Source organism: Pelobium manganitolerans (assembly GCF_003609575.1).
GTDB classification, from domain to species: Bacteria; Bacteroidota; Bacteroidia; order Sphingobacteriales; family Sphingobacteriaceae; genus Pseudopedobacter; species Pseudopedobacter manganitolerans.
In genome coordinates, this window is sequence record NZ_MBTA01000027.1 from 230,714 (window position 1) to 255,843 (window position 25,130).

The window sequence follows — 25,130 nt, forward strand, 5'->3', positions numbered from 1 at the left end:
ACGTGGTTTAGTTAATTTGAATCAGCCGGTTTATCCTAAAAAATAGTCAGTTTGTAATTTATTTATCATAGACGATTTTTTCCGCCACTTTTCTTTTGTGTGCTCGTATACGCCTAACAATCAGCAATAGCTGATGGAGGGAACGTAAATGCGGAAAACACAATCTATCCTATTATTCATCTTCTCGCTATTTTTAAATCTTCACACTGTTTTAGGTCAAAGCGTCAAAATAGGTGATATTGCGGATGGTGCATTTGGCCAAGGCTCAACTATTGCCGTGCCCATTAGTATTGAAGATGCCGATGGTAAACTGCCTGTAAACAACGTTTTCAAGCTGTTACTTTCGGATGCCGACGGCAGCTTTACTTCGCCTAAAGAAATTGGCGAGTACAAGGGCTTTTACAGCACTTTTGTTAATGGAACCATTCCGGCCAACTTAGCGCCCGGGCAATACCGCGTAAAAGTAAGTTATGGCGCCGGTTTAAGCAGCGAAGCTTCTGACCCATTCACAATAGCAGCAAAAAAAGGCCTCACAGCCGCTATTGATGCCAATGCCAACCAAACTATCAGCAATCAACCTAAAACATTTGGCTTGTGCCAGCCCGAGCGTAGCAGCGTTTTCCGCTTCAGCAATAGCTCCACAGGTGCCAGCACCAAACTTACCGTTGTAGATAATAGGGACGGCAGCAGCGAAGAACTTGATTTTACCGACAAGCCAATATTAAGCGTTAATGCCGCCATGCGCGATTATACTTTATGGGTTTGGACAAAAAAAGACGGCGTAATTGCTACGCAGGCCTTCTTTTTAATCAACAATATTATTAAACCCGGTTTTAGTGCACCAGCTAACAGCACCGTTTGTTTGCCTGCCGATTTGCAATACGATATTGAAACGGAGTCATCCAACGGCATTCAAAATAACTTCCCCGGCTACTCGTACCAAATTAATTGGGGCGACGGCGTGATAGAGGAAGTTACGCCTAATCAGATTATGGCTGCCAAATCTCAAATTAGTCACCGTTACGTACAATCATCCTGCGGTAAGCAAATCCGTATTAACGATGTTAATTATTACAACGTGTACGGTATCATCTATCAGGTGAAAAGTCCGTTTTGCGGTTTGGTGAGCGTGCCTATCTCTACACAGTCTAAAGTGGTAACACAGCCCGAAAACCGTTTCAAACTTCCCGAGTCACTTTGTATCAATACCGCTATCACCATCCCCAACGGTTCTTTGCCGGGCGATAATCCAAGCGCTACCTCCCCAGAATGTGGTAACAGCAAAAATTTATATTATTGGTATGTGGACGATGTAGCCATTACACCGCAAGGCGTGCCCATCAGCTACAATCTGCAACATGTTTTTGATACGCCGGGCTTTCATACCATCCGTTTAGAGTCGCAAAGCTTTGCCGTGTGTGATGCAGCGCCTATTTCGCGTACCGTATATGTGCAAGAGGCCACCAAACCCGATTTTAGCCTTTCAGAAACTAAGGCTTGTGTTGGCGCAGAAATTTACGCCACAGATGCTTCCGTTTATGATTTGGACCCGAATGCCAGAAACAGCTACCACTGGCAGGTTGAAGGAAACGCCTACGAATTTATACAAGGCACAGATGCCAGCAGTAAAAATCCGGTCTTCCGCTTTAAACAGGCCGGTGTTTACAAAGTGAAGTTGCAAGTGCTTTCGCCCTGCAATGCGGCAGCGGTAGAAAAAACGGTGGTTATTAATGAAACACCTACCATCAAAGCCAACTGGGCCGAAAACCTTTGCGGAAAAAACCAGTTACTGAGCTTTGATGATAGAACCGGGAACGCCATGCAGACACTTTTTACCGGTACCAGCTTGGCAGAAAGCGATACTTACCAATGGGAAATCAGCGGAGGGCGCTTCAGCTTTAAAAACGGAAGCAACGAAAACTCTAAATATCCCAGCATTTTATTTGAAGATTTTGGAACCTACAAAATTGTGGTGCGCCAAGTAAACAACTGCGGTTCAACGTCCTTAAACAAAAGCATCACTTTTAGCGAAGCGCCTACCGTAAATGCCGGCGCCAACCAAGAAATTTGCGCCAGCGGCGATGTAGCATTAGACGGCAAGGTGGAGGGCATTTACGAAAACTTGACCTGGACGGGCGGTACGGGAACTTTCCGGCCGTCGCGGAATGTGGCAAACCCAATCTATACGCCATCCGAGACAGAACGTCAGCAGGGTAAGCTACAACTTTTGCTGTCGGTAAAAACCCAAAACAGCGCACCTTGCGATGTGGTAGAAGACGCTGTAGAAATTACCATTAATCCGGCTATCCAAATTACAAGTGCCAAACAAATAAGCCTTTGCAGTGGCGAAAACCTTGATTACCAGCTCACAAGCAACGTAGCGCAAGCTACATATGAGTGGTTTTTAACCAAGGCAGAAAATGTAAATGGCGCTGTTGTTAAAGGTAGCGGAGCTATAAAAAGCAGGTTCGCTTGTGCAGATGTTACTGCGGATGGCTATGCCATTTACCAAATTGTGGCTAAAAAAGGTAACTGCCTAAGTGATACGGCAACCCTGAAAGTTGAAGTAAAAACTAAGCCCACCTTCAGCGCTATGCCAAGCAGTGAAACCATCTGTTCGGGCAAAACGGTGGTTATTTTACTAAATTCTGCTTTCGCAGATTTAAAATACACCTGGACCAGCGTAGCTAGCGCAAAAATATCAGGCAACAGCCAAAACAATACATCTAAAGCATTAAAAGAGATTACAGAAACTTTGCTTAATGATGGCGACAGCACCGGCACGGTCACTTACACCATTGTACCGCAAAACAGCACCGGCTGCGCCGGAGATCCGGTTACACTAACTTTGTACGTTTCTGCATCGGGGGGTGTAACAACTTTCTCGCCGGACAGGACCGCGGGTTGTTCGCCATTGAAAATCACTTTTAAAAACAACACCAAAGGTTCGGCAAATAAGTATTTCTGGGATTTTGGCGACGGCATCACCTACCAAAGCAACAGTAACCAGCCTGTGCAACATACTTACAACAGCCCGGTAACCAAAGTTTTTACCGCAAAACTGACTACAGAAACAGATTGTGGCGTATATACCAGCCAATATGTAATCCGTGTTTCGCCAAACACGGTTGAGCCAGAACTGGTGGTAAACGGCGACCAGTACGAAGGTTGTGCGCCGCATACGGTGCAATTTTTCAATAACTCTAAGGGCGCAACCTTTTATAAATATGATTTCGGCGACGGAACCATTATTGAAGGCAACCAATCGCCAGAAACCATTAACCATACTTTTAGCCAAGGCGGTACTTACGTGGTAAAACTAACGGCTTCCAACGGCTGCTCGGACACTACTACCACAGAAACCATCCGCGTGTTCCCCAATGCTAAAAGTGCGTTTTTTGTGCGCAGCAGTGGCACCTGCGATTCGGTAAACGTTCAGTTTGAAAACCAAAGCACCGGCGCCATCTCGTACCTATGGGATTTTGGCGATGGCGAAACCTCCACGGCAAAAAATCCGGTGCACCTGTATCGCGGCAGCAAAAGCAGTTACAGCGTGAAACTCATCAGTTACAGTGCTTTCGCTTGCGCAGATACTTTAGAAAAAATAGACCTTATCCATGTTGGTAATACGCCACAGCCCAAGTTTGTGGTATCGCCGGGACTTACTATCCAATACCCTAACTATCGTTTTACCTTTAAAAATGAAACAGTAGGCGACACTAAATCCTATTTGTGGGAGTTTGGCGATGGACAAAGTGCTACCGGGATGGATGCCGAACACAGCTACGCAGATACAGGCAGTTACAAAGTGAAACTTACTGCTGTTAATGCCAACGGCTGTAGCAACAGCCTAGAGCAAACCGTTAAAATCCTGGGTGTACCGGGCAGTTTGTTTATCCCCAACGCATTTATGCCTAACAGTTTGGTAGATGAAATACGCGTGTTTAAGCCAAAAGGATCGGGCATGGCCGAGTGGCATTTCCGCATTTTTAACAAATGGGGCCAACTCATCTGGGAAACTACAGCTTTAGACGATAAAGGCAGGCCGGTTGAAGGCTGGGACGGTCTGATGTACGGCGATAAAGCACCACAGGGCATTTACTTTTGGGAAGCATCTGCAAAATTCATTAACGGAACCGAGTGGGCGGGCATGAGCTATCGCGAAGGCGCAGAACCTAAAAAAGCAGGCACACTAAATCTAATACGCTAAAATCAATTGAAAAACACACTATGAAAAAATTAATTTTCACGTTTTTTTGCCTTTGGGCGATGAACACTCAAGCGCAAGACCATATCTTTTCGCAGTTTTATAATGCGCCAAGCTACCTTAATCCCGCCTTAACAGGTCAGTTTGACGGGTCTTTCCGCATGAACATGATTTACCGCAACCAGTGGTCGTCTATCGGTGGCGAGCTAAGTTATGTTTCGGTTTCTGCCGATTATAAGCTTCCAAACGGCGCCGGCGGTGTTGGCCTGCTGGCTAACAGCTCGTCGGAAGGCATTGCTTACCTGCGCAAAAACAGCTTATCGGCACTTTATGCCTATATCATTGGCGATGAACGCTTTTCTGCTTCTTTTGGCTTGCAGGGAGGGGTTACTAACAGAAGCATGGATTTTAGCAAATTGGTTTTCTCGGACCAATTGGATTTACGTCTGGGCTTTACCGGTACCGAATCTATGGCAGAAAAACCTTTTAACGACAATAAATATTATTTTGATGCCGGAGCAGGCGCCAACTTCGTTTGGGGGAAACTGATGCTGGGCGGTTCGGTATTGCACCTTAACAAACCCGATGAGTCTTTTAGCGGCAGCAAAGTGCCAACCCCTATCCGCACGGCCGCCTATATGAGCTACAAGGTAGATTTAAGTGGCGACGGAAGCGAGAATATGTTGTTGGTGCCTTCGGTGGTTTATTATAACCAAGCAAAAGCAACATCCATGAGTGCCGGCATGCAGTTTAAATATAACGGCGTAAACGCAGGTTTGTGGTACCGCGCCGGTGGCGATTATAAAAGCGATGCCATTGTGCTTTCTTTCATTTTCGATATTTTCACCAAGCGCGAGAAAAACCAAAAAATGCGCTTAGGCATCAGCCATGATGCTACCATGAACAAACTGAACTACGGCAACACCAGCGGTACCACAGAAATAAGCGTTGGCTTTGAAACCGGCGAAAACCGCGAACAAGAATTTGGTGCCGGCAGATGTTATGAGTTTTATTAGTATTGGGTAGTGGGTATTGGGTAGTGAGTATTGAGTAGTGGGTATTGAGTTCGTTTTAGATTCTCACATCTCATATCTCAAATCTCCTATCTCATATTCGTTTTCGGGAACAGCACTTTGTCGGGGTGTTTTTTCAGCTCTTCCATAATTACATCAAAGAGCTGTCTTTTTACCCGGCTAGATTTTTTAGGCTCAACCAAATAGCGGACAACTACCTGTACCCAAGTATTTCCATCTGCACGGAGGGTGACAGAAGGATATTCGTTCACGTCAAATTCGTCAACAGGGGTATCGTCCAATATTTTTTTGAAACGTTTTACGCGCCTTATCATCGCCTCCCCTATTTCTTGCTGTGCCACGCGTTTTATAGTTTCTGATGTAAATTTAAAATCGCTTTCAAAAGCAATGTAAAAATTCAGCTCGTTCCAGATGAAGGGAAATAAAGGCCAAGAGTAATTGTAAACATATTCATCAAACACCTTAGAGTTTACAAAGCGGATAATGCGCCCGCTGGGATGATCGCTGGAAAGGTAATCGCCACGCACCTCCCACAAAGTAGTATCAAAATAGCTCACATTAATCACATCGCCATAAACATCTCCAATGCGTATGCGGTCGCCCACTTCGTAAGGTCTTCTAATCAGAATGTAAATCCACCCGAAAAAACTGGTGATAGGATTTTGTAGCGCAAAGCCCAAAATAAGCGACACAATGCCGAAAGACACCATGGCGGTGTACCAATTGGCAAATAGCACCGATAAAACAATGGCCATAGCCAACAAACCAGCAAAGAGGTTGGCTATACGCTCAAAATTAAACAAGGTAGTTTTATCGGAAATCTTGCGTCCGAAGACTTTTTTTAACAAACGGTTGGCCAGCAAAACCAAACAAATGAACATGGCCGCCAGCACTATTTTTTGCGCAAGCGGAAGGTACAGTTGCGGCACAGGAAGTATTTTGAATTTTAAAAGATAAAAAAGCGTGGCACAAACTGCAAATATCAGGGCCGACAGGCCCAGCAAGGGTGCCTGCTTCTTAACGCTTTCTCCTACTTTTTTTGGATTGTTACCATGCTCGTTCAAAGCTTTTTGCACTTTTTCATCATTCTTGATGTGCGCAAGCTCGTGTTCTTCTATAGGTTCTGATGTTTGCATATCGCTTAATTTTGTAGAGCTGTACAAAATTTAAACCAAGCTGGGGGGAGTAGCCAACACACTTGCAATGATTGTATCGAAATTAAAACACAAAAAAAACCGCAAGAGCAAAACTTACGGTTTTCGATGAATGGTAAAGAATAAGCACTTACCTGTTTGGCATAGTGGTGTTACTGGTATCGGTGCCTAAAGTGTCCATTTGCTGGCCATTCATATCGGTGCTGTCTGCTACATCACCCATGGTACCCGTGCCCGAGTTAACCGCGTTCAAAGAATCGCTTGTGTCGTCTGCTGAGTTTCTGTTCGAGTTACATGCTGCCAGCGTAAAACCCGCCAACATCAAAATAGAACCTGCTTTTAAAAAAGTGTTTTTCATGATGATTGCTTTGATTATGAAATTTTTAAGATAAATATCTGTTCTTACAAACACATAGCATACCAAACCGCAGGGGATAAATACGCTTATTGAGTTGCGGTAACTACTTTTTAATAAGTGAACATCAATTAGTTTGGTGCGGACAATTTAAAAATTCTTGCAATAATATATTGCCAACATAGGTCTCCGAATTCTCTTTCTGAAAAAACACATTCACATTATTAAAATCTTCAATGGACAAATGACCCTTCCACTGCACCTCTAGGTACGAGGTGTTAGAAATAATGTAGGAATCTAACTCTATACCGCTTTCAATAACCTGTGGTTGTATTTTTTCCTTAATGACTTTATGAAACTGAATTTTTGGATCATTAATCCCTTTAGAATTACGTATCCCTTTTGGATCAATAAATTTGATGTGTTGTTTCCCGCCTCTAATAATCCATAATATAAAATCCGGATAGAAATTATTTCCATCTGTAAAAAAACCTAAGCCCTTTTTACTTTGGTTGCGCAGCACATGTACTTCTATTTCTCTCAGCGATTCCTGATTTTTTAAAGTGTAATCTACCAAATCATCTAAAAACTGCTTCTCAGACACGTCTAAGGCTATCGGACTTACCTGTATTTGGTTTTGATAGTTTTTGCCCAGATAAACCAAAGGTTTATACAAATGCAGTAGATTGTCGAAGGCACTGGCTTCTGATGCTATTTGGATGTTAGAGAAAGCTGGTTCTAAAACCGTTGTTTTCAACTCTTCAATTTTGTTTTGAAACTGCGCAACGTCTTCCTCGGTATTTAACCTAAAATCATATTCTAGTATAAAATTCTCATCGGCACCATTTAAAATAATAGCTTCTACGTGATTGGAATGGAATTCGTTTTTGTAAAAGAGATAAAACTGCTCAATGTATTTTTTCAACAAAGTAATGGCTAACTCTTGCCAAATAGCGACATTTTCATATTTCGTAAATTCTAAATGGTGTGCCGGAATATACAGGTTGTACCATGATACATTTTGCAAGATGGTTTTTAAATCTGCTAACTGTAGGCTTAAATTGTGGTAACTTTTATCTGCTTTAAAATTCTGTATTTCCAGATAAACAGCATTCCAATTCAATAAAGAAATATGATTGCTGTTTAAAAAACCTCTGTTTTTGGTCAATGCTACAGCCGAAGGTTTTTTCTCCAGAATATCAATCTTAGGATACCAATCGAGCTCTATCAACTTTCCGTCAAACAATTTCTCATTGTAAATCAGCGGAACTAAAATATTCCGTTTAAAGTTTTCGCTTTCCTTAACGGCAATGAGTTTCAGTTTGTTTTGCTTTACAATTTTCTTTTGCTCAGTAGGAATTTTAATGGTAATCCAAGACGAATCATTTACCGGCAAACCTTCTTCTTCTAAAAACGATTTAAATTGCTCCATGTAGTCGGCTTTTACACCAAAGATTTGTAGCGTTTCTAAATGGCGAAGCAAAGACTTGATTTGTTTGATGGTTTCTGGTTTTTGATAATCGTCTAAACCTGTAGAACGTTTTAGAGAAAATTGATACCCTTTTAATCTAACGCCTCTACCAAACAACTGTATAATTTGCGAACCTTCACTTTTACCAACATTCATTAGCCCCATTGACGAAACCCGCCACGAAGACCAGCCTTCTGAGAATTTCTTGGATCCAATAAGTAAATTAATGGGAGAAGTATCTTCATTGATTTTTTTGAAAAGAGAATCTGAAAAGTCTTTCTCAGTTCCTAAAACATTATTGGTAATGGCCAATTGATACAACGTTTTTTCATCACCTACATTGATGACACCGAAGTAATCGCTATCGCCGACACGCAATCCCAATTCGCCTTCTGCACCTTTCAGATTGTCTAGATATAAATTAGCACCAATGGTTGTATTATTGAAAACCAGTTCGTTGATTTGGTTGAAAATGGTTGGTGCATCCAGATTTTGTTCCAGCAAATAACTGAAAGATGTTTCAAAAATGGAATAGCCCTTTTTATCGACCAATCCGGCTTTGTTATTGACTACTTCATCTATTTGCTGAATAGAAACAGTTGGGTTTTTCAAGAAATCTGTCAAGAAATAAATAATTTCCAAAACATCGGAAACTTCTTTGCCTCCTTCTTTCCGCACGGCATTTACTTTTCCCCCTACAAAAACCCACAATGGCTTGTGTAAGAGAAAATCTCTTAACGCTGTTTTTTGCTCTTTAAACAATAATTGTTGCTGGAAAAAAGAAACCAAATTAGCCGTTAGATACAATTTTCTGTATCGGTCGTCGTCATCTTTTAAGTTCAGAATCCGGTAATCTTTACCATAACCGTCTTCGTAGAAATATTTATAAGAATAATCAAACAGGATACTCTTGGCGTATTCCTGTGTGAATTCCGTTTTTTTAGCACCTGAAGATGCGTTGATAGCTTGCCCAAAAGTGGCTGAATATTCAAAGGCAAAACCGGTTTGGCTCAGTTTATCTCTGTATTTTTTCCAGCTGTCGCCACTCATTCCGCCGTGACCTTCATCAATCAAAACCAAATTGTCCGTCTCAAAACTTTCTACCGCAACGGTTTTGTCGCCACTGTTTTCTGCCAGTTTGGTAATTTCCAACACTTCTACTTCTTTACCCGAAAACATTCCCGAACTGCTTTTGCTGAAACTGTTGGCTTGGATGTTTGATTTGGCAAACTCCTCCAAATGCTGTTTGCTCAAGCCTTCGTTGGGTGTGATGAGCAAAACTTTATTCTGATGATGCTGATTGTAATGATTGGCGTAATGCAGGTATTGCTTGATGTTGATGTGCATCAGCAAGGTTTTCCCCGAACCGGTAGCATTCCAAAAAGCTAATTTGTTTAAGCTTTCCAGCGTAAATTTTGAAGCCGTGAAAACATCCTTATCTTTTTTCTTTCCTGTGCCGGTCAGCGTCAGTTTTGAATTAAATTCAGCGACATACTCATTCAAATCTGCCAGCAATTTCACCTTATTCTGAAAGTACTTATCCAAATACACCTCTGTAAATAATAGCGAGAGATATTGAAAATACTTCCAGGTAATCTGTTTTTCCCTATTTTCAGAAATCTCTTTGGTGTAACGCACAATGTTTTCATCGTAGGTTTGCAACATGGTGGGTGTCAACTGCTCCGAGCCGTACAAATGACTGATGAGCGTTTGCAGATACATGGTGTTGCCTTCTTCGGTATAACCTTCGTTTACAGAAAGCTTCAAATCCGTAAAAATCTCAACGCCTTTTTTACCAATTATTTTTTTGCCGATACTGTCTATCCCAAAAAGCGACAGCATGTATTTATTGAGTACGAGTTTATCGTGGAAGTTTGCCATCAGTTTGATTTGCCTTTTGTGATGTATTTCTGTTGAGGGTGATTTTTCTGTGGGTGCATTTTAATCAATGTACCTTCATCTAGCATTTTTGGTATAATTCGGTTTTTTAGATATTTTTCAGAACGACCGGCACGCTTTGCAATTTCTTCTACTGATATATACTCATCCAGACAAATTTCTCTAATCTGTTTGCCCAATGCAGATTCGGATACCAACTTAGTTTTTGTGTAAATAAAATCATCCGAACTGTCCACATTTTTGGAAGTGTCCACATTTGAAGTGTCCACATTCTCGGAAGTGTCCACATTTTTGGAAGTGTCCTCTTTGGAAGTATCCACATTTTTGGAAGTGTCCTCATTTTTTGCGAATTCTCTGTTTAACCGATACGTAGTCCATCGGCTTTTACCTTCCATCGTAAGAAATCCCCGTTTGCATAAATCCTGCAATAATCTGGTAATGTCTGTTTTGTGCCTGTCCAGATAATACTGAAGCTTGGCATTAGATACCTCTCCCTCAATCTCACTGATAGACAATGTTGTGAGTTCATCTTTGCCCAAAGTCTCAACAACATTTCCAAAATATTTTTTTAAACTTTCTAGTGTATCTTCTGGTAGCACGCTAAACAAAGGCATTTCCAACACCACACGATCAGGTTCGGCTTCTAACAGCACATACGGTCTCCGCCAATGCGAAGCCACCCAACCACTCATTATCTTATCTACACCGCTTCCGGCTTTCTCAGCACCTCCAATTAGCAAAAACATTTTCTGAATATGTGTATTTCTACATTCGCTGATTCCGCCGGAATAGTACTGATGCAAAGTAACCAACAAAGTACCCGGATTGGTAAAACTGAACATTTCTGGCCTGCTTTCAATAATAATATTCCCGGGCGCTGTGTAATCGGCATGAACTAAGGTATTAACAAACGCTTCTCTAAGTGCGGTATGAGCTAAGGTTTCATCTATTCTTTGGCCCTTTTCCATTTGAAAAGGTTTTGGCAACCGCGAACTCAGTTTTGGATAAACCAATCTGTAAAATTGAAACAAATTACACTCCCATGTTCCATCAGGATAAATGCGGTCTGCCCAGCGTTCTTGTATGGTATCTGTATGTTTTTCTCTGTAATCAGGAAAAAATTTAGGACAGCATTCTTCGTCCGTAATGCTCAGATATTTGCCAAACATTAATATTCCTGCTACAGTAAACCCTTCTTTTCCGGTTTTACGCTCTTTACGGTAACCGCCCAACTGGGTTAAAAACGCAATGTCATCTAATGCTAACCACGGGTGCGACGGTCGAACTACGGATAGTAGTTGGCGATATTGTTTTAACGAAGCTTGATCTATATCGTCAATGGTGTAAGCAGTTAGTAAGCGACTGTCTGGACTGTATGAGGTATCCGCATCAGCAAACATTCGTTTAACTTCTTCATCTCTGCAAATATAATCGCCCTCGTAGTTACGCTTATAGGTATTACCTAGCGGATTTTTAGTGAGGTAAACCGGTTTTGCTTTTCTATCTGCCGGCGGAATATGGAACACTAAAAGCTTTTTGCCTTTTAACTCATATTCTTTCACATCATTATTTGATAATAAATTAAAAGAAATGGTGTTGCGATTGTTTGCACCGCTCCAAAAATCTTTTTGGTATTTCTCTAATTGTGCACTGCTAAGACCTTCAATCGTAAATTTCCCTTTTTTTTCGCCGATACCTAAAACAATGATGCCTCCTTGTGTATTGGCAAATGCAGAATAGCTTTTCCAAAAATCATTTGGGAAACCGCCCTGCGCCAATTTAAATTCTACCTCTTCCGATTCGGCATCAGGAAATACCTCCGAATGTATCAGATAACTTGGATGGTCAAATTCGTCAAATAGGTTTAATTGTTTTTCCACGCTTTAGTTTATTACAATTCAGAAATATTAAACATCTTTTTAAAGAAAGTTTCCTCTATCAGTTTCACTTTAAACGTATCTTCGCCGCTGCGGATGTTATCGAAATGATGGTCGCCGTTGATGTAAATTTGGTCAAATTCTGAAGAACGCACACCGTCGTACAGTTTTCTGAAAACTTTTGCAACTTCATCATGTGTGGTGGTTTCCAGATTGCGCCAGATGATGAGGGTTTTGATGCCTTCGCGGGTTTTGCCTTCAATAAGTTTGATGTCTTTGATGCGTTGCACACGGCTCACATACATCCCGATGAGGTAATTAAAGGTTTCTACCAAATCTACTTTGGTGGGCACCAACTCATTGTTCTCGGTAACTTTTAACTGGTAATTGAACGGATTGCGGAACATCCCGATGTTGAACAAATGGTCTTGTGTTTCTACATCGAGCATATAATGGAGCAAATAATCTTCCTGCGCTGTTTCGCTAAACTGGAACAAACCATCGGGAATGCTTTTGCCCAATTGCAGATTGTTTAAAGCATCTTCGTAGCTTTCTAAAACCTGGTATTTGAACATTTGCGAAATACCCGCGGTATCTTGTGGTTTGCCGTTTTTCCAGTTATCAGAATAGATTACTTTTTGAATACGCGGTTTGGTAACGGTATTGAAATAGGTCCCCATTTCTACCAGAATGTATTTGCGTTTGCCTTGGTCTTCACGGTTGAGTTTGATGGTGGCGTGACCTGTTGTCCCGGAACCAGCGAAGTAGTCTAAAACAATACCATAGTCTCTATTACCTAAACCTGCGTCTACACAATCGATTACCGTGTATATTGATTTGGGATATTTGAACGGGCTATTTGGAATGATATTATTTAAAATAACACTTCCCCAACTATTAGCGCTGTATCTCTTATCATTCCAAAGTGTTTTATATCTAAATTTGCTTTTCGTCCTTATTATATCATAAATATCCTTTTTTGAATCATATTTGACAGTCAATTCATTAAATATTGATTCAACAGTATCTCGTGCAAAAACCCATTTACTTTCTACATTGGACGGATCAATGGGATAAATTTCTATAATTCCGTCATCTCTTTTAATATTTATTGAATTGGGATGAAAATCATTACTAGAAACTTCTCCAAATCCAACAACTTCAAAGTCTTTCACATAAATCGGATAAAAGCAATTTGCAGCAGATTCTCTTAAATGGTCTTTACCAGAGGACACATTTCTAAGTGGTCTTACATCAGGCTTAGCTTCTCGATTATCCAATTCCCTATCTTCTAATCCAATAACATTTTTTCCTGACGGAAAAATGAAATGTGCAAATTCGTGTGTAAATGAAAAGTTTGACCCTTGTTGCCCTGTAGGATTATGCACAATAGACAATGTAGAATTTTCACAGTCTGTAAATATATTCTCCAACATCTTACCTAAATTGAAATTTTCTACCTCATCAATGGCAATTATTTTAACAAAATCATCCTTTAATAATGATTTAGAAAAGTTAACTCGATTTTCAATTAAAGAAATCCAAGATGAATGTTTAAAGTTATTTTTGTAAGCTATTTCGCTAGATTGAGCGTTATATGGCGGATCTATATAGGAAACAGCAATTTCTTTATTAAATTTTTCCTCCATTATTTTCAAAGCCTGAAAGTTTTCAGAATTAATCAGCAAGCCATCGGTTTCTTCATCCAGATTATCAAACTCTTCCAGTAATTTATCTTTAAATTCTTCGCAGAAAAATTTGGTATCAAGCACCAAGAATTTTTCTTGTTGTAGCGCTTCAACTCCGCTCAGCGTGACATCGTACAATGTTTTCCATTCTGCCAATTGTGCCTTATTGGCAAAAATCTCTTCGTAATATTTCTCAGGAATACGGTCCAGCGTAATGCAGTAATTGGTACTTATCACGAATTTCTTTTTGAGCCAAAGCTTCTTTTGAAAATCTTCTATCTGCGCCAAAAAGGCAATAATCTTGCTGGCAACAGTTTTCAGTGCTTTTATTTTAGACAACTGGGCCGTAAAATAAACCGGGTTTTCCGTATTGATGTCGTCTATAAACAAGACTTCGTTTTTGATGTAAAAATCCAACTCACGGCGCAAAAACCCACCTAAATCTTTGTGGATAAAATAATCAAAACTGTTGCGGGAGATAAAGTCGTTCAAGTGCTTTTCCAGCACCGTACGGTTTTTGTTTTTCTCGGTAGGCGCTTTGTCAAAAGCCAAAGTAAACGCACTTGGGATATTGGCTTCAATAACTTCAAAAGCTGTTTTGCTTAGCTCGTCCTGCTTTACGGTTTTCTTATGCGTTTCGTAGGTAAAGTTGATGTACAGTTCGTCTTCAATTACTTCCACCGGCAACTCTTCAAAAATGGCAAAACGGCGTTCTACATCGCCCTGTGTTTTGTTGTTGTTTTGCTCGGTGCTGGCTTCTTTCAGTTGGAAATGTACTTTCTTGCCATCGCTGAGTTTGAAGGCATAATTTTTTAAGTACTCCGATGTTTTAATGTAATATTGGTCGGCATTTGCCCAGTGCAGTTTTACTTCTTCGCCCTCATACGGAATGGCATACACATCTTTTTTGTAACGGCGAAGCGAAATAAAATCGCCGTCTTTGTAATAGCGTTTAAAGAAATTGGCCAAATGCGAAAACACTTCCTGCTCCAGGGCATTGGTGTCAATAGCATTGGTAATCTGCTGTTGCAAAGTCAAATATTTTTCTGAAGACTCACGCGCTACACCCGCATCATCAAGGTTTTTGCCCATTTTATCCAATTCGGCTTGCAGGCTGATGCTGTCTTTAGACTGTATTTGTGCTAAAGTATCTTTGATTTCTTTGGGTAGTTTTTTATCGATGAATTCGTTTACCTGATCGCGTTTTTGGTTCATAATGCGGTAGATTCCAAAATCCAGATCCGCCTTGTCCATCTCGAATATTTCTTTTAAAACTTTTTGCAGGTTATCGTAGTTGCTCACGTTTATCAATTGTTAATTATGGTTGTAAAAATCGTCATTTTTCCAGTTGTCCGGATTATTGATGATATAGTTTTTTATGCGTTCGTAGTCATTTTCCGATTTTATAATCACATCGTGAAATCGGGATTGCCAGCCAGATGGCAATCCCAACCGATTGCAATGTTTGGTCACCGCAGATTTGTAGGAACCAATAATCGTCGATAGGGACGTGGATTTTTTTTCGGCGTCGTTTGGCGGGGCGTCATTCGGTTGGGACAGGGCATGCCCTGTCCCTACAATATGACGCCCTGTCCCTACAATATGACGCCCTGTCCCTACCACGATATTCGAATCGTCGCGCCCCGTTTGTACAATCGAATCGGAATTTGAACCGGAATCCAAATCCAATGGCGGATTGATATTGATTATCCCGTGAATATGATTGGGCATTACCACAAATTCATCCAATTCCACGGTCGGAAAATGGTTTTTGATTTCGTACCAAATAATATTGGCAATTATTCCGGAATGGGAATACTGCATTTTTCTGTCTTGAATTTCGCCAAACAAATGCACTCTGTCTTTGGTACAGATGGTCACAAAATAGGCACCTGGTGTGGAATAATCCCACCACGATGCTCTCGGCGATTTTCTGTTTTTCAACGGCTGTACCATTTGGAATGTTATATCAATTCAAAAGAAATAGTAAACACTTCTTCTTCTGTAATTGCTCTGTTTAGTTTTTGCCTGGCTTCCTCAATCATTTGGTCACGTTCCTGTTCAATTTCATCTTCACGATCAAACATTTCACGCTTCAGCCTACTCACTTTTTTCTTTGCTTTTGCCAATGCTTCCTGAAATATTAAAGCTTCACTGGTAGAAATACCTTCCTGCATGGCCTGACGGTCTATTTCTTTTTCTGCTTTTTTGGCTTCTCGTAATTCGGATTCGGTAAAAGCAATTTTGTCATCAGCCCAGTTGTGAAATTTTTTGAATTCGCGCTGCATCAACAAAGCATCCGTATCTTCGAGATGATCCAGCTTTTGCTGCTTGTTTTTTTGATGCACCTGCTCTATATCTTCCGTTTTAAAATTGCCTTTTCCTTCTTCTATGCACGGCAATCCAAGGATGAAACGGCAAATTTCATCGTTTAAGATTTCGCCGTTGATAGTTTTCCCTGTAAATAACAATACAGAATGTGATTCGATTTCTGAGGAGACTTCTAAATTGGTTATTTTAAGAATTCCCTGCTTTGATTTTAGTTTTTCAATATCGGTATAGGTAACTTTTGCATCCGAAAAATTGAATTTTAAATGCGCGAAAGGCGTTTGTTCCTTTTTTCCTTGTCGAATGATTTGTTGTGCGATAGCACTTTGTAAACGAAAAGGCTTAGCGTCTTCTCGCTTTTTGTTTAGCGTGTATTTCTCACCAGTATTAAGAACGAAAGTAAAATCGTCGTATATAAACTGGGCTTTATGTTTCATATAAAATCGTAGAAGCTCCCACAGCCATTTTTCGTATTTCTCGATAAACACTGTGGTTTCGGAAAGTGTGATACGCAGTTTATCGATTACACTAGCTTCGAAATGATCGAATAGTTTAGATTGTGTAGCCTTTACTTTGCTATCGATTTGATCTTCAAATTCTTTCTGGAGTTGGTTGAAATAATTTTCTATTTCTTCTTTTGTCCGGCAGAGTTTGTACACTTCAATGATTCTTTTTTCAAAGTCAACTCCGTTTTCAATGGTTCCCAAAACCTCATCAGATGAGCCAAAAACACCGTCGAATAATCTGAATTTTTTATCAAGAAGCTCGTAAACCCGTGCTTCAACGGCATTGGATGCGTTTAAGAAATTAACGACCACCACATCGTGTTCCTGCCCATAACGATGACAACGCCCAATGCGCTGTTCTACCCTTTGCGGATTCCAAGGTAAATCATAATTCACAATCATACTGCAAAACTGCAGGTTAATGCCTTCAGCTCCGGCTTCAGTAGCAATCATCACATCAAACCCATCACTTTTGAAGGCATCAATTAATGCCTGACGAATATCTACCGCTCGCGAACCTGTTATTTTTCCGGCATTATTTTCATCCGCTAACCAGTCACGATAGATTTGCTTTGAAGTTTCATCACTGTTTTGCCCATTAAACAAAACGATTCTGCCGTTATACTTTTCTTTTGATAAACGGTCAAATAAATAATGTTGGGTACGGGTAGACTCAGTAAAAATTAATGCTTTTTGAGACGCACCCAACTCCTTCAGCTTTTCAAAACCGCGTTCCAAAGCAATGATTAATTTTTCACCTTTTTCGTTGTGCTGGATTTGGTTTGATAAAGATAAAAATTCCTCCAGTTGCTTTATTTCTGCCTCAATAGCGATTTTATCATCAAGCGTTATTTCGACAAAATCATCTTCTAGTTCCTCGTCAGATTCATCTAAATCATCGTCCAAATGCTCATATTCTTCCAAAAACATTTCATATAAATCGTCTTCCACAATTTTTGAGCTTTCCAGAAGATGTTTTAATCTTTTGATCAAAGCTTCCAGGGTTCTACTAATGGCAAAAGATGATGAACCCAATAATTTAAAAATCACCGACTGCATTAAATGCTTTTGACCTGGCGGAAAAGCATAAGTTATTTCTTGACGCAAATAATCTAATACTTTTTCATATAAATCTTGTTCTTCTGCGGTAGGCGTAAATTTTTGGGTAATGGGAATGCGCTCACGATAATTAATGAATTCTTTCACATCACGACGCAGTGTTCTATGAACGATACTATGCAATCTTTCCTTCAAACCTTCAATATCACGTGCTCCTGACTCCAATACATAGTTACGGCGAAATGACTTTATGTCTCCAAAAATTTCCGGATCTATAAAAGAAACCAGGCCAAACAATTCGTCTAAACGGTTTTGTAGTGGAGTAGCCGTAAGCAATACTTTTTTGTAATCACGTATTGCATTTTGAATGGTTTGGGCGGTAACGTTACCGTATTTGTAGGCATTTCGCAGGTAATGGGCCTCATCTATGACCACTAAATCCCAAGATGTTAATTGAATTTCTTCTGCTTTTTTACGTGCAAATTGATAGGAGCAAATTTTAATAGTTGCTTCCGCATCAAATGGATTTTTTACACCGTCACGTATTTTTTTATTATAGGAAATATTATCAACTACTTCAGCCTTTAAATAAAACTTATCAGCTAACTCGTTTACCCATTGCTTACGCAGCGATGATGGACAGATGATTAAAATTTTACGTTTACCTTCAGCCCATTTTTGACTCAGCAATATGCCTGCTTCGATAGTTTTACCTAAGCCTACTTCGTCTGCTAAAATTGCTCCTTTTGAATAGGGTGATTTAAATGCAAATAATGCCGCTTCAATTTGATGGGGATTTAATTCCACTTTAGCATCCATTAAGGTCGCACCAAATTTTTCTGGACTTTCTGCGGTAGCCTTTTTCGATAATTCGTAAGCGAAGTATTTTGCTTGATAACTGTTTATCATTATTTAAGTGCTAAAGATAATAAGATAACGCCATGTCAAGCATTTAAGGTGTTTACTATAGGATAGCTTAGCATGAAACTCTTTTAAGCTAAATTATAAAAATTAGCTATTAAAAATCGCTTCCAGCGTAGTAGAAAGCGAAATATTTATATTTTTTGATAAAGATAAATTCGGGTTAATTTCTTTGATTAAGGAAAAGCGTATGGCGATCACTGGTTACAGCTATATGCTTCCCCAACCCCCTCCCGCCCTCATTCGGGAATCCTTCGAGAAAATGGGGGCATTTCTCGAAGCGGTCTCGAAGAAGTCTCGAAGAAAAGTGCAAAAATGTGGCAAAACTCGGCAAAGTCCGGCAAAACCCAGCAAAGTTCGGCAGCGCGCCTTTAGGAAATAGTTTTTTTAGAGGATTAGGCCTAAATTGCTTTTTTTGCCCTTTAGAAAGCTATACGCTGCAAGATATACAAGTGCCCTCTTGTAATGGGTAAACATAATAAAAACGACCAAATTTCGCTCCTAATCTCAGTAAACCTAACCTTATTTTTGTCCGAAAACGCACCCTAAAAAATAAGGAGGCTTCAACAAAAGCGCTCTAAAGCATCCCGTCCAAAACACGCAAAACCGCAACAACTGCCATAGAAAACCTCGTACTTCAATAGGCACGACCCTGATTTATCGCAAAAGCAAAGCACAATAAACAAAGCAAATCCGCTGCATAACATTAACTTCGCGCAAAAATAACAGCTTCGCAAATGCTCGAAATCGTACATCAAGATGCAGATTTAGTGCTCATCAATAAACCTCACGGACTGTTGGTGCATCAATCGCCCATAGCGCGAGATGCCGAAGAGTTTGCCTTACAGCTTTTACGTAACCAACTGGGGCAAAACGTGTGGCCTGCACATCGGCTGGACCGTAAAACAAGCGGTTTGTTGCTGTTTGCGTTAAATGCCGAAACCAATCAGCAATTGCAGGCACTCTTTAGAGAGAATAAAATCACCAAAAAATACCTGGCTATTGTGCGGGGCTTTGCGCCTGATGAAGGCGAAATAGACTATCCATTATTAAAAGAGAACGGCGTGCTACAGGATGCTTTTACCGCTTTTAAAACTTTGCAGAGGGCAGAACTGCCTATTGCCTTCGGCAAACATCCATCCTCGCGCTATTCGTTGGTAGAAGCCAGTCCGCAAACCGGCCGTATGCACCAGCTACGCAAGCACTTTGCCCACATCAACCATCCTATTATAGGCGACAGACCCCACGGTTGCAATAAACAGAACAAGTTTTTTAAAACCAACTGGCAAATGGATACCATGTTGTTGCACGCTTCTTCGCTCAGTTTCGCCCACCCTATCAACAAACAATGGGTAAACTATTTGGCTAGGCCTCAGCCAGAATTTTTACGCATGTGCCAGCTGATGGGCTTTAAATTGTAGAGCCGACAATTCATCTGGCTTTTTCATCGATTTTTTAAGTGCTTTTGTAGCACTATTATTCAATCTTGTATCATTTAATTTTTGCTTGCCTAACAAAAACTATTTTTGTTGCTGTAAAAAAACAAACATCAAACAAGCGCAGTTAGCGCACTGGTTTTAAAAAACAACGGCGATGAATGCTCCAAAAAAATCCAACATAATGAACAAATTAACCCCTAGCTCCCGTTTGGCTAGCACACTGCTTATTACGGCTATTTTATGTAGCGGTAGTGTCTTTGCGCAAAAACAGCCCGATGTGCAAGACGGCAACCTAAAAGCGAACACCGTTAAAATAGATGGCGACGCCAAAGATTGGCAAAGCCCCTTAAAGGCATTTAACAAGAGTACCGGTTTAGCTTACAGCGTTGCTAATGATGATAAAAAACTTTATGTGGTGATGCAGGCATCTGACATAAATACCACGCGCAAAATTATGATGGGAGGCATCACCTTCAGCATTAATGCCGATGGTAAAAAAAGAACAAAAGAAGTGCTAAGCCTAACTTATCCGGCAATTACACAGACCAGCCGACGGGCAGCTATGGGTGGCGGCGGCCGACGTAGTTTTGGATCTTTTCAGCAGATGACGCAAGAGCAACGCGATTCTATGCAACACGCCATGATGCAGAAGCAGTTGGATTTAGCTAAAGACATTAAAGTTTTTGGCTTTAAAGGCGTGGCCGATAGCTCTGTTTCTGTTTACAACGAGTATAGCATTAAGGCAGTTGCCAAACTAAGTAAAGATGGTGTTTATACCTACGAGCTTTGCATTCCGCTAGAGCTTATCCCCGATGGCATTAGCGATAGCTTTGGTTATAACATTAAAGTGAACGGATTGGAGATGCGCAACTTTGGTGGTGGCGGTAACTTTGGTGGCAACCGAGGCGGAGGCGGCGGATTTGGAGGCGGTGCGCCCGGAGGTGGTGGAATGCGTGGGGGTTTTAACTTTCAGGACATGATGACCCCAACTGATTTCTGGGGCAAATACACGTTGGCTAAATAATTATTCAAAGAAAATTTTATCGTTAAAATAAAACATGAAAAAACTTTACATAAAGTTGGTAGGGACAGTCTTTGCCTGTTTTTTCTTAATCGCTTTGCTTTTTAGCAACAAATCTTTTGCACAGGCAAAAGCGCAGCCACTGCCGCTAAGACAGGTTAACGGAATAGCAAAAGACTCTACAAACCAAGGAGTTATTGGCGCTACTGTCACTTTAACTTCATCTGCAGACACCATGCGTACCAGCACCAATGAAGATGGGGTATTCGTATTCCGCAACGTAAAATCGTGGGTGTTTACTTTAAGCGTAAGTTCTATTGGTTATGCCGGCAAAGTAATTTCGGGCAAGTATAACGATGCTACCCCGCGCCTAACGCTGGACCCGATTGTTTTAAAAGAAGATACCCGCATGTTAGATGCCGTTACTGTAAACGGCACCCCGTCTATCGTTTACAAAACAGACACCATTGAGTACCGAGCCGATGATTATGTGGTGCGGGCAGGCGCAACGGTTGATGAGCTTTTGCAGAAAATGGAGGGCATGGAAGTAGGTAACGACGGCTCTTTAACCGTAAACGGGACGGCTATTACCAAAGCAAAACTAAACGGCAAAGAAATTTACGGTGGCGACGTAGCCACTGCCGTGCAAAACTTGCCTGCCGAAATTGTGGAGAAAATACAGATTGTAGATGATTATGGAAATACCGCAGCCCGCACCGGCATTAAAGACGGCGACCCTTCAAAAATCTTAAACATCACCACAAAAGCATCTAAATCTGTAGGTAATATGGCAAGGCTAAACTTTGGTGCCGGAACATTAAACCAGGCCGAAGCCAGTGCCAACCTTACCCGGATAAACATGAACCAAACCCTTACGTTTAACGGAACTTTTATGCAAACGCCAAACGGTATAGCCGGTGGCAACAGCAGCATTGGCCGTTTAGGCGGCGGCGGTAACCGTGGGGGGCGTAGCGGCAGCGGATTTGGCGGTGGCGGAAGCGGGAATGCCTCTGGCGGCGAAAGCTTAAGAACCCGCCCTTCTTTTACTTACCGGGATAAATTTGGCAGTAAAGTAGAGTTCTTAGCGAATTATGCCTACAACTACAACGATAACAACACGCTTACAGACAGCTACTCGGAAATGAGCACCATTGACAGTAACGACGTAAGGCAAACTACTTTTACCAAACGGAATGCTGATAACCTGAACTTTGGTGGCTCGCACAATATCAATTTCGAGATTGAGTATAATATCGACAGCGCCAATTTTATACAGTTTAGGCCAAATATCAATTTATCAAATACCAGTTCGCGCAACACCTCAACTTCGTTGCAAACCGGTTTTATCCATCAAGACCAGTTTAACAACAGCAGCAATAGCAACAAAACGCCCAATATAGACGGAACCATCGCCTACCAGCACCTGTGGTTGCGTAAACCCGGACGTGTTTTTTCTGCAGAACTTACGTTGGGCTCGCGCATAAACGACAACGAATCGATACAGAACAATACCATCCGCTATTATCTGGACGATACCAATACTGTACTTAAAGACTCTATCGTAAACCGCGCCATTAATACAGACAACGACCAAAAAAACTATCGCGGAAGCTTAACTTACTCCGAGCCTTTGGGCGCCATGTCGCGTTTAGAGTTTAACTCGAACGTGGAGCGCCGCGGTTATGATAATGCCCGCTATACCAGCAATATTGCTTTAAACGGCACCCGTAGCGTGGTTGATTCTTTAAGTAACGTGTTCGATTATTTCTTTACGCAGTATCGTAACTCGGTAAACTATAAGTATGGCGATAACCGCAGCAAATACAGCTTTTCTTTGGGTATTACCAGTGTAAACACCTCTTTGGTAGGCGAAAAAGTAAGCTTAGGTACCAAAACAGATCAAGATTATTTTAAGCTGATCCCGATAGCGCGCTTTCAGGTGAGATGGTCCAGTACACATGCTCTATCCGTTTACTATCGCGGTAACGCCAGCGAACCAAATTTTGACCAGATACAGCCGGTGCGCGATGTATCTAACCCACAAAGACCAGTGGTGGGTAACCCAGATTTGAAAGCCGCTTTTACGCATTCTGTGGTGGGCCAGTACGGCAATTACCTGCCAAATTCGCGTTTTAACTACAACCTGCGCATCAACTCTTCTTTTATAGAAAACCAAGTTACCAGCAATACGGTGATTATTCCGGATGCTTATGGCAGTAAAAAGAGCGAATTGCGCTATATCAACATCAGCGGAAGCAATAACCAAAGTGTGGATTACAGCATCTCTAAACAGAGTGCAGATCGTAAATATAACCTTTCTTTAAGTGGCAGTATTGATAAAAGCAGAAGAGTAGCGATGAGCAACAACATTAAAACCTTTTCTGATACTTGGGGCTTTAAAGAAAGTTTTGGTCCGCGCATAAACCCTAATGATTGGTTGGAGATTAACCCTTACGTATCTTTTGATTTTAACAAAACCAACTACTCTATCGGCAGAAATATTTTGCAAAGAGTATGGGCTTTAAGTTTAGATGGCAATATTTATTTCACTAAAAACCTGCAGTTTGGCTATGCCCTAAGCAAAAACTTTGTAAGCGGCATTGGCACCAACGTAACCAATAATCCTTTTGTAATTAATACCATGTTGCAGATGCGCGTGTTTAAAAACAAGGGTTCGCTACAGCTAAGAGCCTATGATTTGCTTAACCAAAATAACTTTATTAACCGCAGCACCAGCGAATACGGTTTTACCGAGATAGTAACCAACCCTAATAGCCGCTACGTGATGCTTAACCTAAGCATGAACCTGCAAAAATGGACCGGCGCAGTAGGCAGAGGCGGAAGGGATATAAGAAGACGCGGTGACGGAAGTTTTTATTAAGAGATGGGAGATTTGAGATATGAGACGGGAGACCTTGCAAGCGCCTCTACCTTGCTCCTTACTGAAAGTTTAGATTTGAGATGGGAGATTTGAGATATGAGAACTTGCAAGCTTCTTAAGCCTTACACCTTTTTCCATAAGCCTTATAGCTTGCCACCATCGCTGTCCGGAGAGTTAAGCGGAGCGTCTCTCCGGATTAAATAATGGAGAAGAGGCTATGACTCGCTAACACGCTTGTCCAAAAACCCAAAATAAACACTGTTATAAACCAGCGCTAGCTGGGGCCTTACACCTTTCACCTTAAACCTTTATGCTTAAGCCTTACACCTTTATGCTTAAGCCTTTTAGCTCGCCACCTTTCCCTTATACCTTACGCCTTTTTCCTTTAGCCTTGCTCGCCACCCAGCACAACTACAGAACCACTACAGGACCACCACAGGACCACTACAGGACGAGCGATCGAATATTCCTAAAATACGCTGTGACAAACTTAGACAAACCACGACATTGGACGACAAGCAATGACAAACCATGACATTGGATGACTAATATTGACAAAAGCGTACAGCTGAAGACATATTTACAATCGCAACACTTAGTCGTTGGCTTAAAACATCAGCAGCATACATACGTTGCTCTCCCACTTTCTTTAACCCCGCAACCATCCAACAAACCCGCACGAGAACCTAACCAACTAACACCTAACCATCCAACAAACAAACACCTACCACCTAACAAACAAAAAAGGCTGCCCTTTTAAAAGACAGCCCCTTATAGATAGATCAAAAAGGTAGATTACTAGTTTTTACCGGTCCAAGCTCTAAACATCCAGCTGGTTTTTTCCTTAAATCTTAAGAAACCGATTATCATGTCGGCTGTACCTTCATCGCCTGCATTTTCGGTGGCGTTTTCAATAACTTCGCGCTCCAGCTCAATTAGCTGTTTAAAGTCGGACAAAATAGCTTCCACCATTTTCTCTTCAGATAAGCCTTCTGTTGTAATTTCTTTAATGCTAGAGTTTTTGATGTATTCTGCATAGGTCGCTACCGGTGCTTTGCCTAAAGTTAAAATGCGCTCGGCAAGCTCGTCAATAGTTAGCTGTGCATTGTTGTACAATTCCTCAAATTTAACATGTAAATCAAAAAAATGGTGGCCTTTTACATTCCAGTGGCAACCCCTAACTTTTTGATAATGAATCTGATAATTTGCCAATAAAATATTTAAATGATCTGCTAATTCGATAACGGGTTTGTCTTTTAACCCAATTTTATTTACTGCCATAATATTGTT

At 41.0% G+C, this 25,130-nt stretch carries 13 protein-coding genes; 5 read left to right on the forward strand and 8 right to left on the reverse strand.

The window, feature by feature from the left end; all coding sequences use genetic code 11:
- Positions 1 to 148: 148 nt before the first annotated feature.
- A complete protein-coding gene (locus tag BCY91_RS14470; protein WP_120182753.1) occupies positions 149 to 4,210 on the forward strand; it encodes a PKD domain-containing protein in 4,062 nt (1,353 codons plus the stop codon).
- A 20-nt stretch (positions 4,211 to 4,230) separates the two neighbouring features.
- The gene (locus BCY91_RS14475; protein WP_120182754.1) at positions 4,231 to 5,223 is read left to right on the forward strand and encodes a PorP/SprF family type IX secretion system membrane protein; all 993 of its coding nucleotides are present in this window, start codon (positions 4,231 to 4,233) and stop codon (positions 5,221 to 5,223) included.
- Positions 5,224 to 5,309: 86 nt separating this feature from the next.
- On the opposite strand, the gene BCY91_RS14480 is transcribed toward BCY91_RS14475, so the two are convergent.
- From BCY91_RS14480 to BCY91_RS14510, 7 genes are all read right to left on the reverse strand, one after another.
- Positions 5,310 to 6,377 (reverse strand): mechanosensitive ion channel family protein, encoded by a 1,068-nt coding sequence (locus tag BCY91_RS14480; protein WP_120182755.1) that lies wholly within the window; start codon positions 6,375 to 6,377, stop codon positions 5,310 to 5,312.
- 148 nt (positions 6,378 to 6,525) lie between these two features.
- The gene (locus BCY91_RS14485) at positions 6,526 to 6,753 is read right to left on the reverse strand and encodes a hypothetical protein (RefSeq protein ID WP_147387948.1); all 228 of its coding nucleotides are present in this window, start codon (positions 6,751 to 6,753) and stop codon (positions 6,526 to 6,528) included.
- Positions 6,754 to 6,877: 124 nt separating this feature from the next.
- Positions 6,878 to 10,102, reverse strand: a complete 3,225-nt coding sequence (locus BCY91_RS14490; RefSeq protein WP_120182757.1) for a DEAD/DEAH box helicase family protein — start codon at positions 10,100 to 10,102, stop codon at positions 6,878 to 6,880.
- On the reverse strand, positions 10,102 to 12,000 hold the full coding sequence (locus tag BCY91_RS14495) for an RNA-binding domain-containing protein (RefSeq protein WP_120182758.1): 1,899 nt from the start codon (positions 11,998 to 12,000) through the stop codon (positions 10,102 to 10,104). Before BCY91_RS14495 ends, BCY91_RS14490 begins: the two co-directional genes overlap by 1 nt.
- An 11-nt stretch (positions 12,001 to 12,011) precedes the next feature.
- The gene (locus BCY91_RS14500; RefSeq protein ID WP_220699484.1) at positions 12,012 to 14,987 is read right to left on the reverse strand and encodes a DNA methyltransferase; all 2,976 of its coding nucleotides are present in this window, start codon (positions 14,985 to 14,987) and stop codon (positions 12,012 to 12,014) included.
- A gap of 12 nt (positions 14,988 to 14,999) precedes the next feature.
- On the reverse strand, positions 15,000 to 15,641 hold the full coding sequence (locus BCY91_RS14505; protein WP_120182759.1) for a transposase: 642 nt from the start codon (positions 15,639 to 15,641) through the stop codon (positions 15,000 to 15,002).
- An 8-nt stretch (positions 15,642 to 15,649) separates the two neighbouring features.
- Positions 15,650 to 18,487 (reverse strand): SNF2-related protein, encoded by a 2,838-nt coding sequence (locus BCY91_RS14510; RefSeq protein WP_120182760.1) that lies wholly within the window; start codon positions 18,485 to 18,487, stop codon positions 15,650 to 15,652.
- A 749-nt stretch (positions 18,488 to 19,236) separates the two neighbouring features.
- Here BCY91_RS14510 and BCY91_RS14520 point away from each other — a divergent pair.
- From BCY91_RS14520 to BCY91_RS14530, 3 genes are all read left to right on the forward strand, one after another.
- Entirely contained in the window at positions 19,237 to 19,920 is a 684-nt protein-coding gene (locus BCY91_RS14520) for a pseudouridine synthase (RefSeq protein ID WP_120182762.1), read from the forward strand.
- Positions 19,921 to 20,119: 199 nt separating this feature from the next.
- Positions 20,120 to 20,962, forward strand: a complete 843-nt coding sequence (locus tag BCY91_RS14525; protein WP_120182816.1) for a hypothetical protein — start codon at positions 20,120 to 20,122, stop codon at positions 20,960 to 20,962.
- Between the two features lie 34 nt (positions 20,963 to 20,996).
- A complete protein-coding gene (locus tag BCY91_RS14530) occupies positions 20,997 to 23,840 on the forward strand; it encodes a TonB-dependent receptor (protein ID WP_120182763.1) in 2,844 nt (947 codons plus the stop codon).
- A 798-nt stretch (positions 23,841 to 24,638) separates the two neighbouring features.
- Here BCY91_RS14530 and BCY91_RS14535 read toward each other — a convergent pair.
- Positions 24,639 to 25,121 (reverse strand): Dps family protein, encoded by a 483-nt coding sequence (locus BCY91_RS14535; RefSeq protein ID WP_120182764.1) that lies wholly within the window; start codon positions 25,119 to 25,121, stop codon positions 24,639 to 24,641.
- Positions 25,122 to 25,130 lie beyond the last annotated feature (9 nt).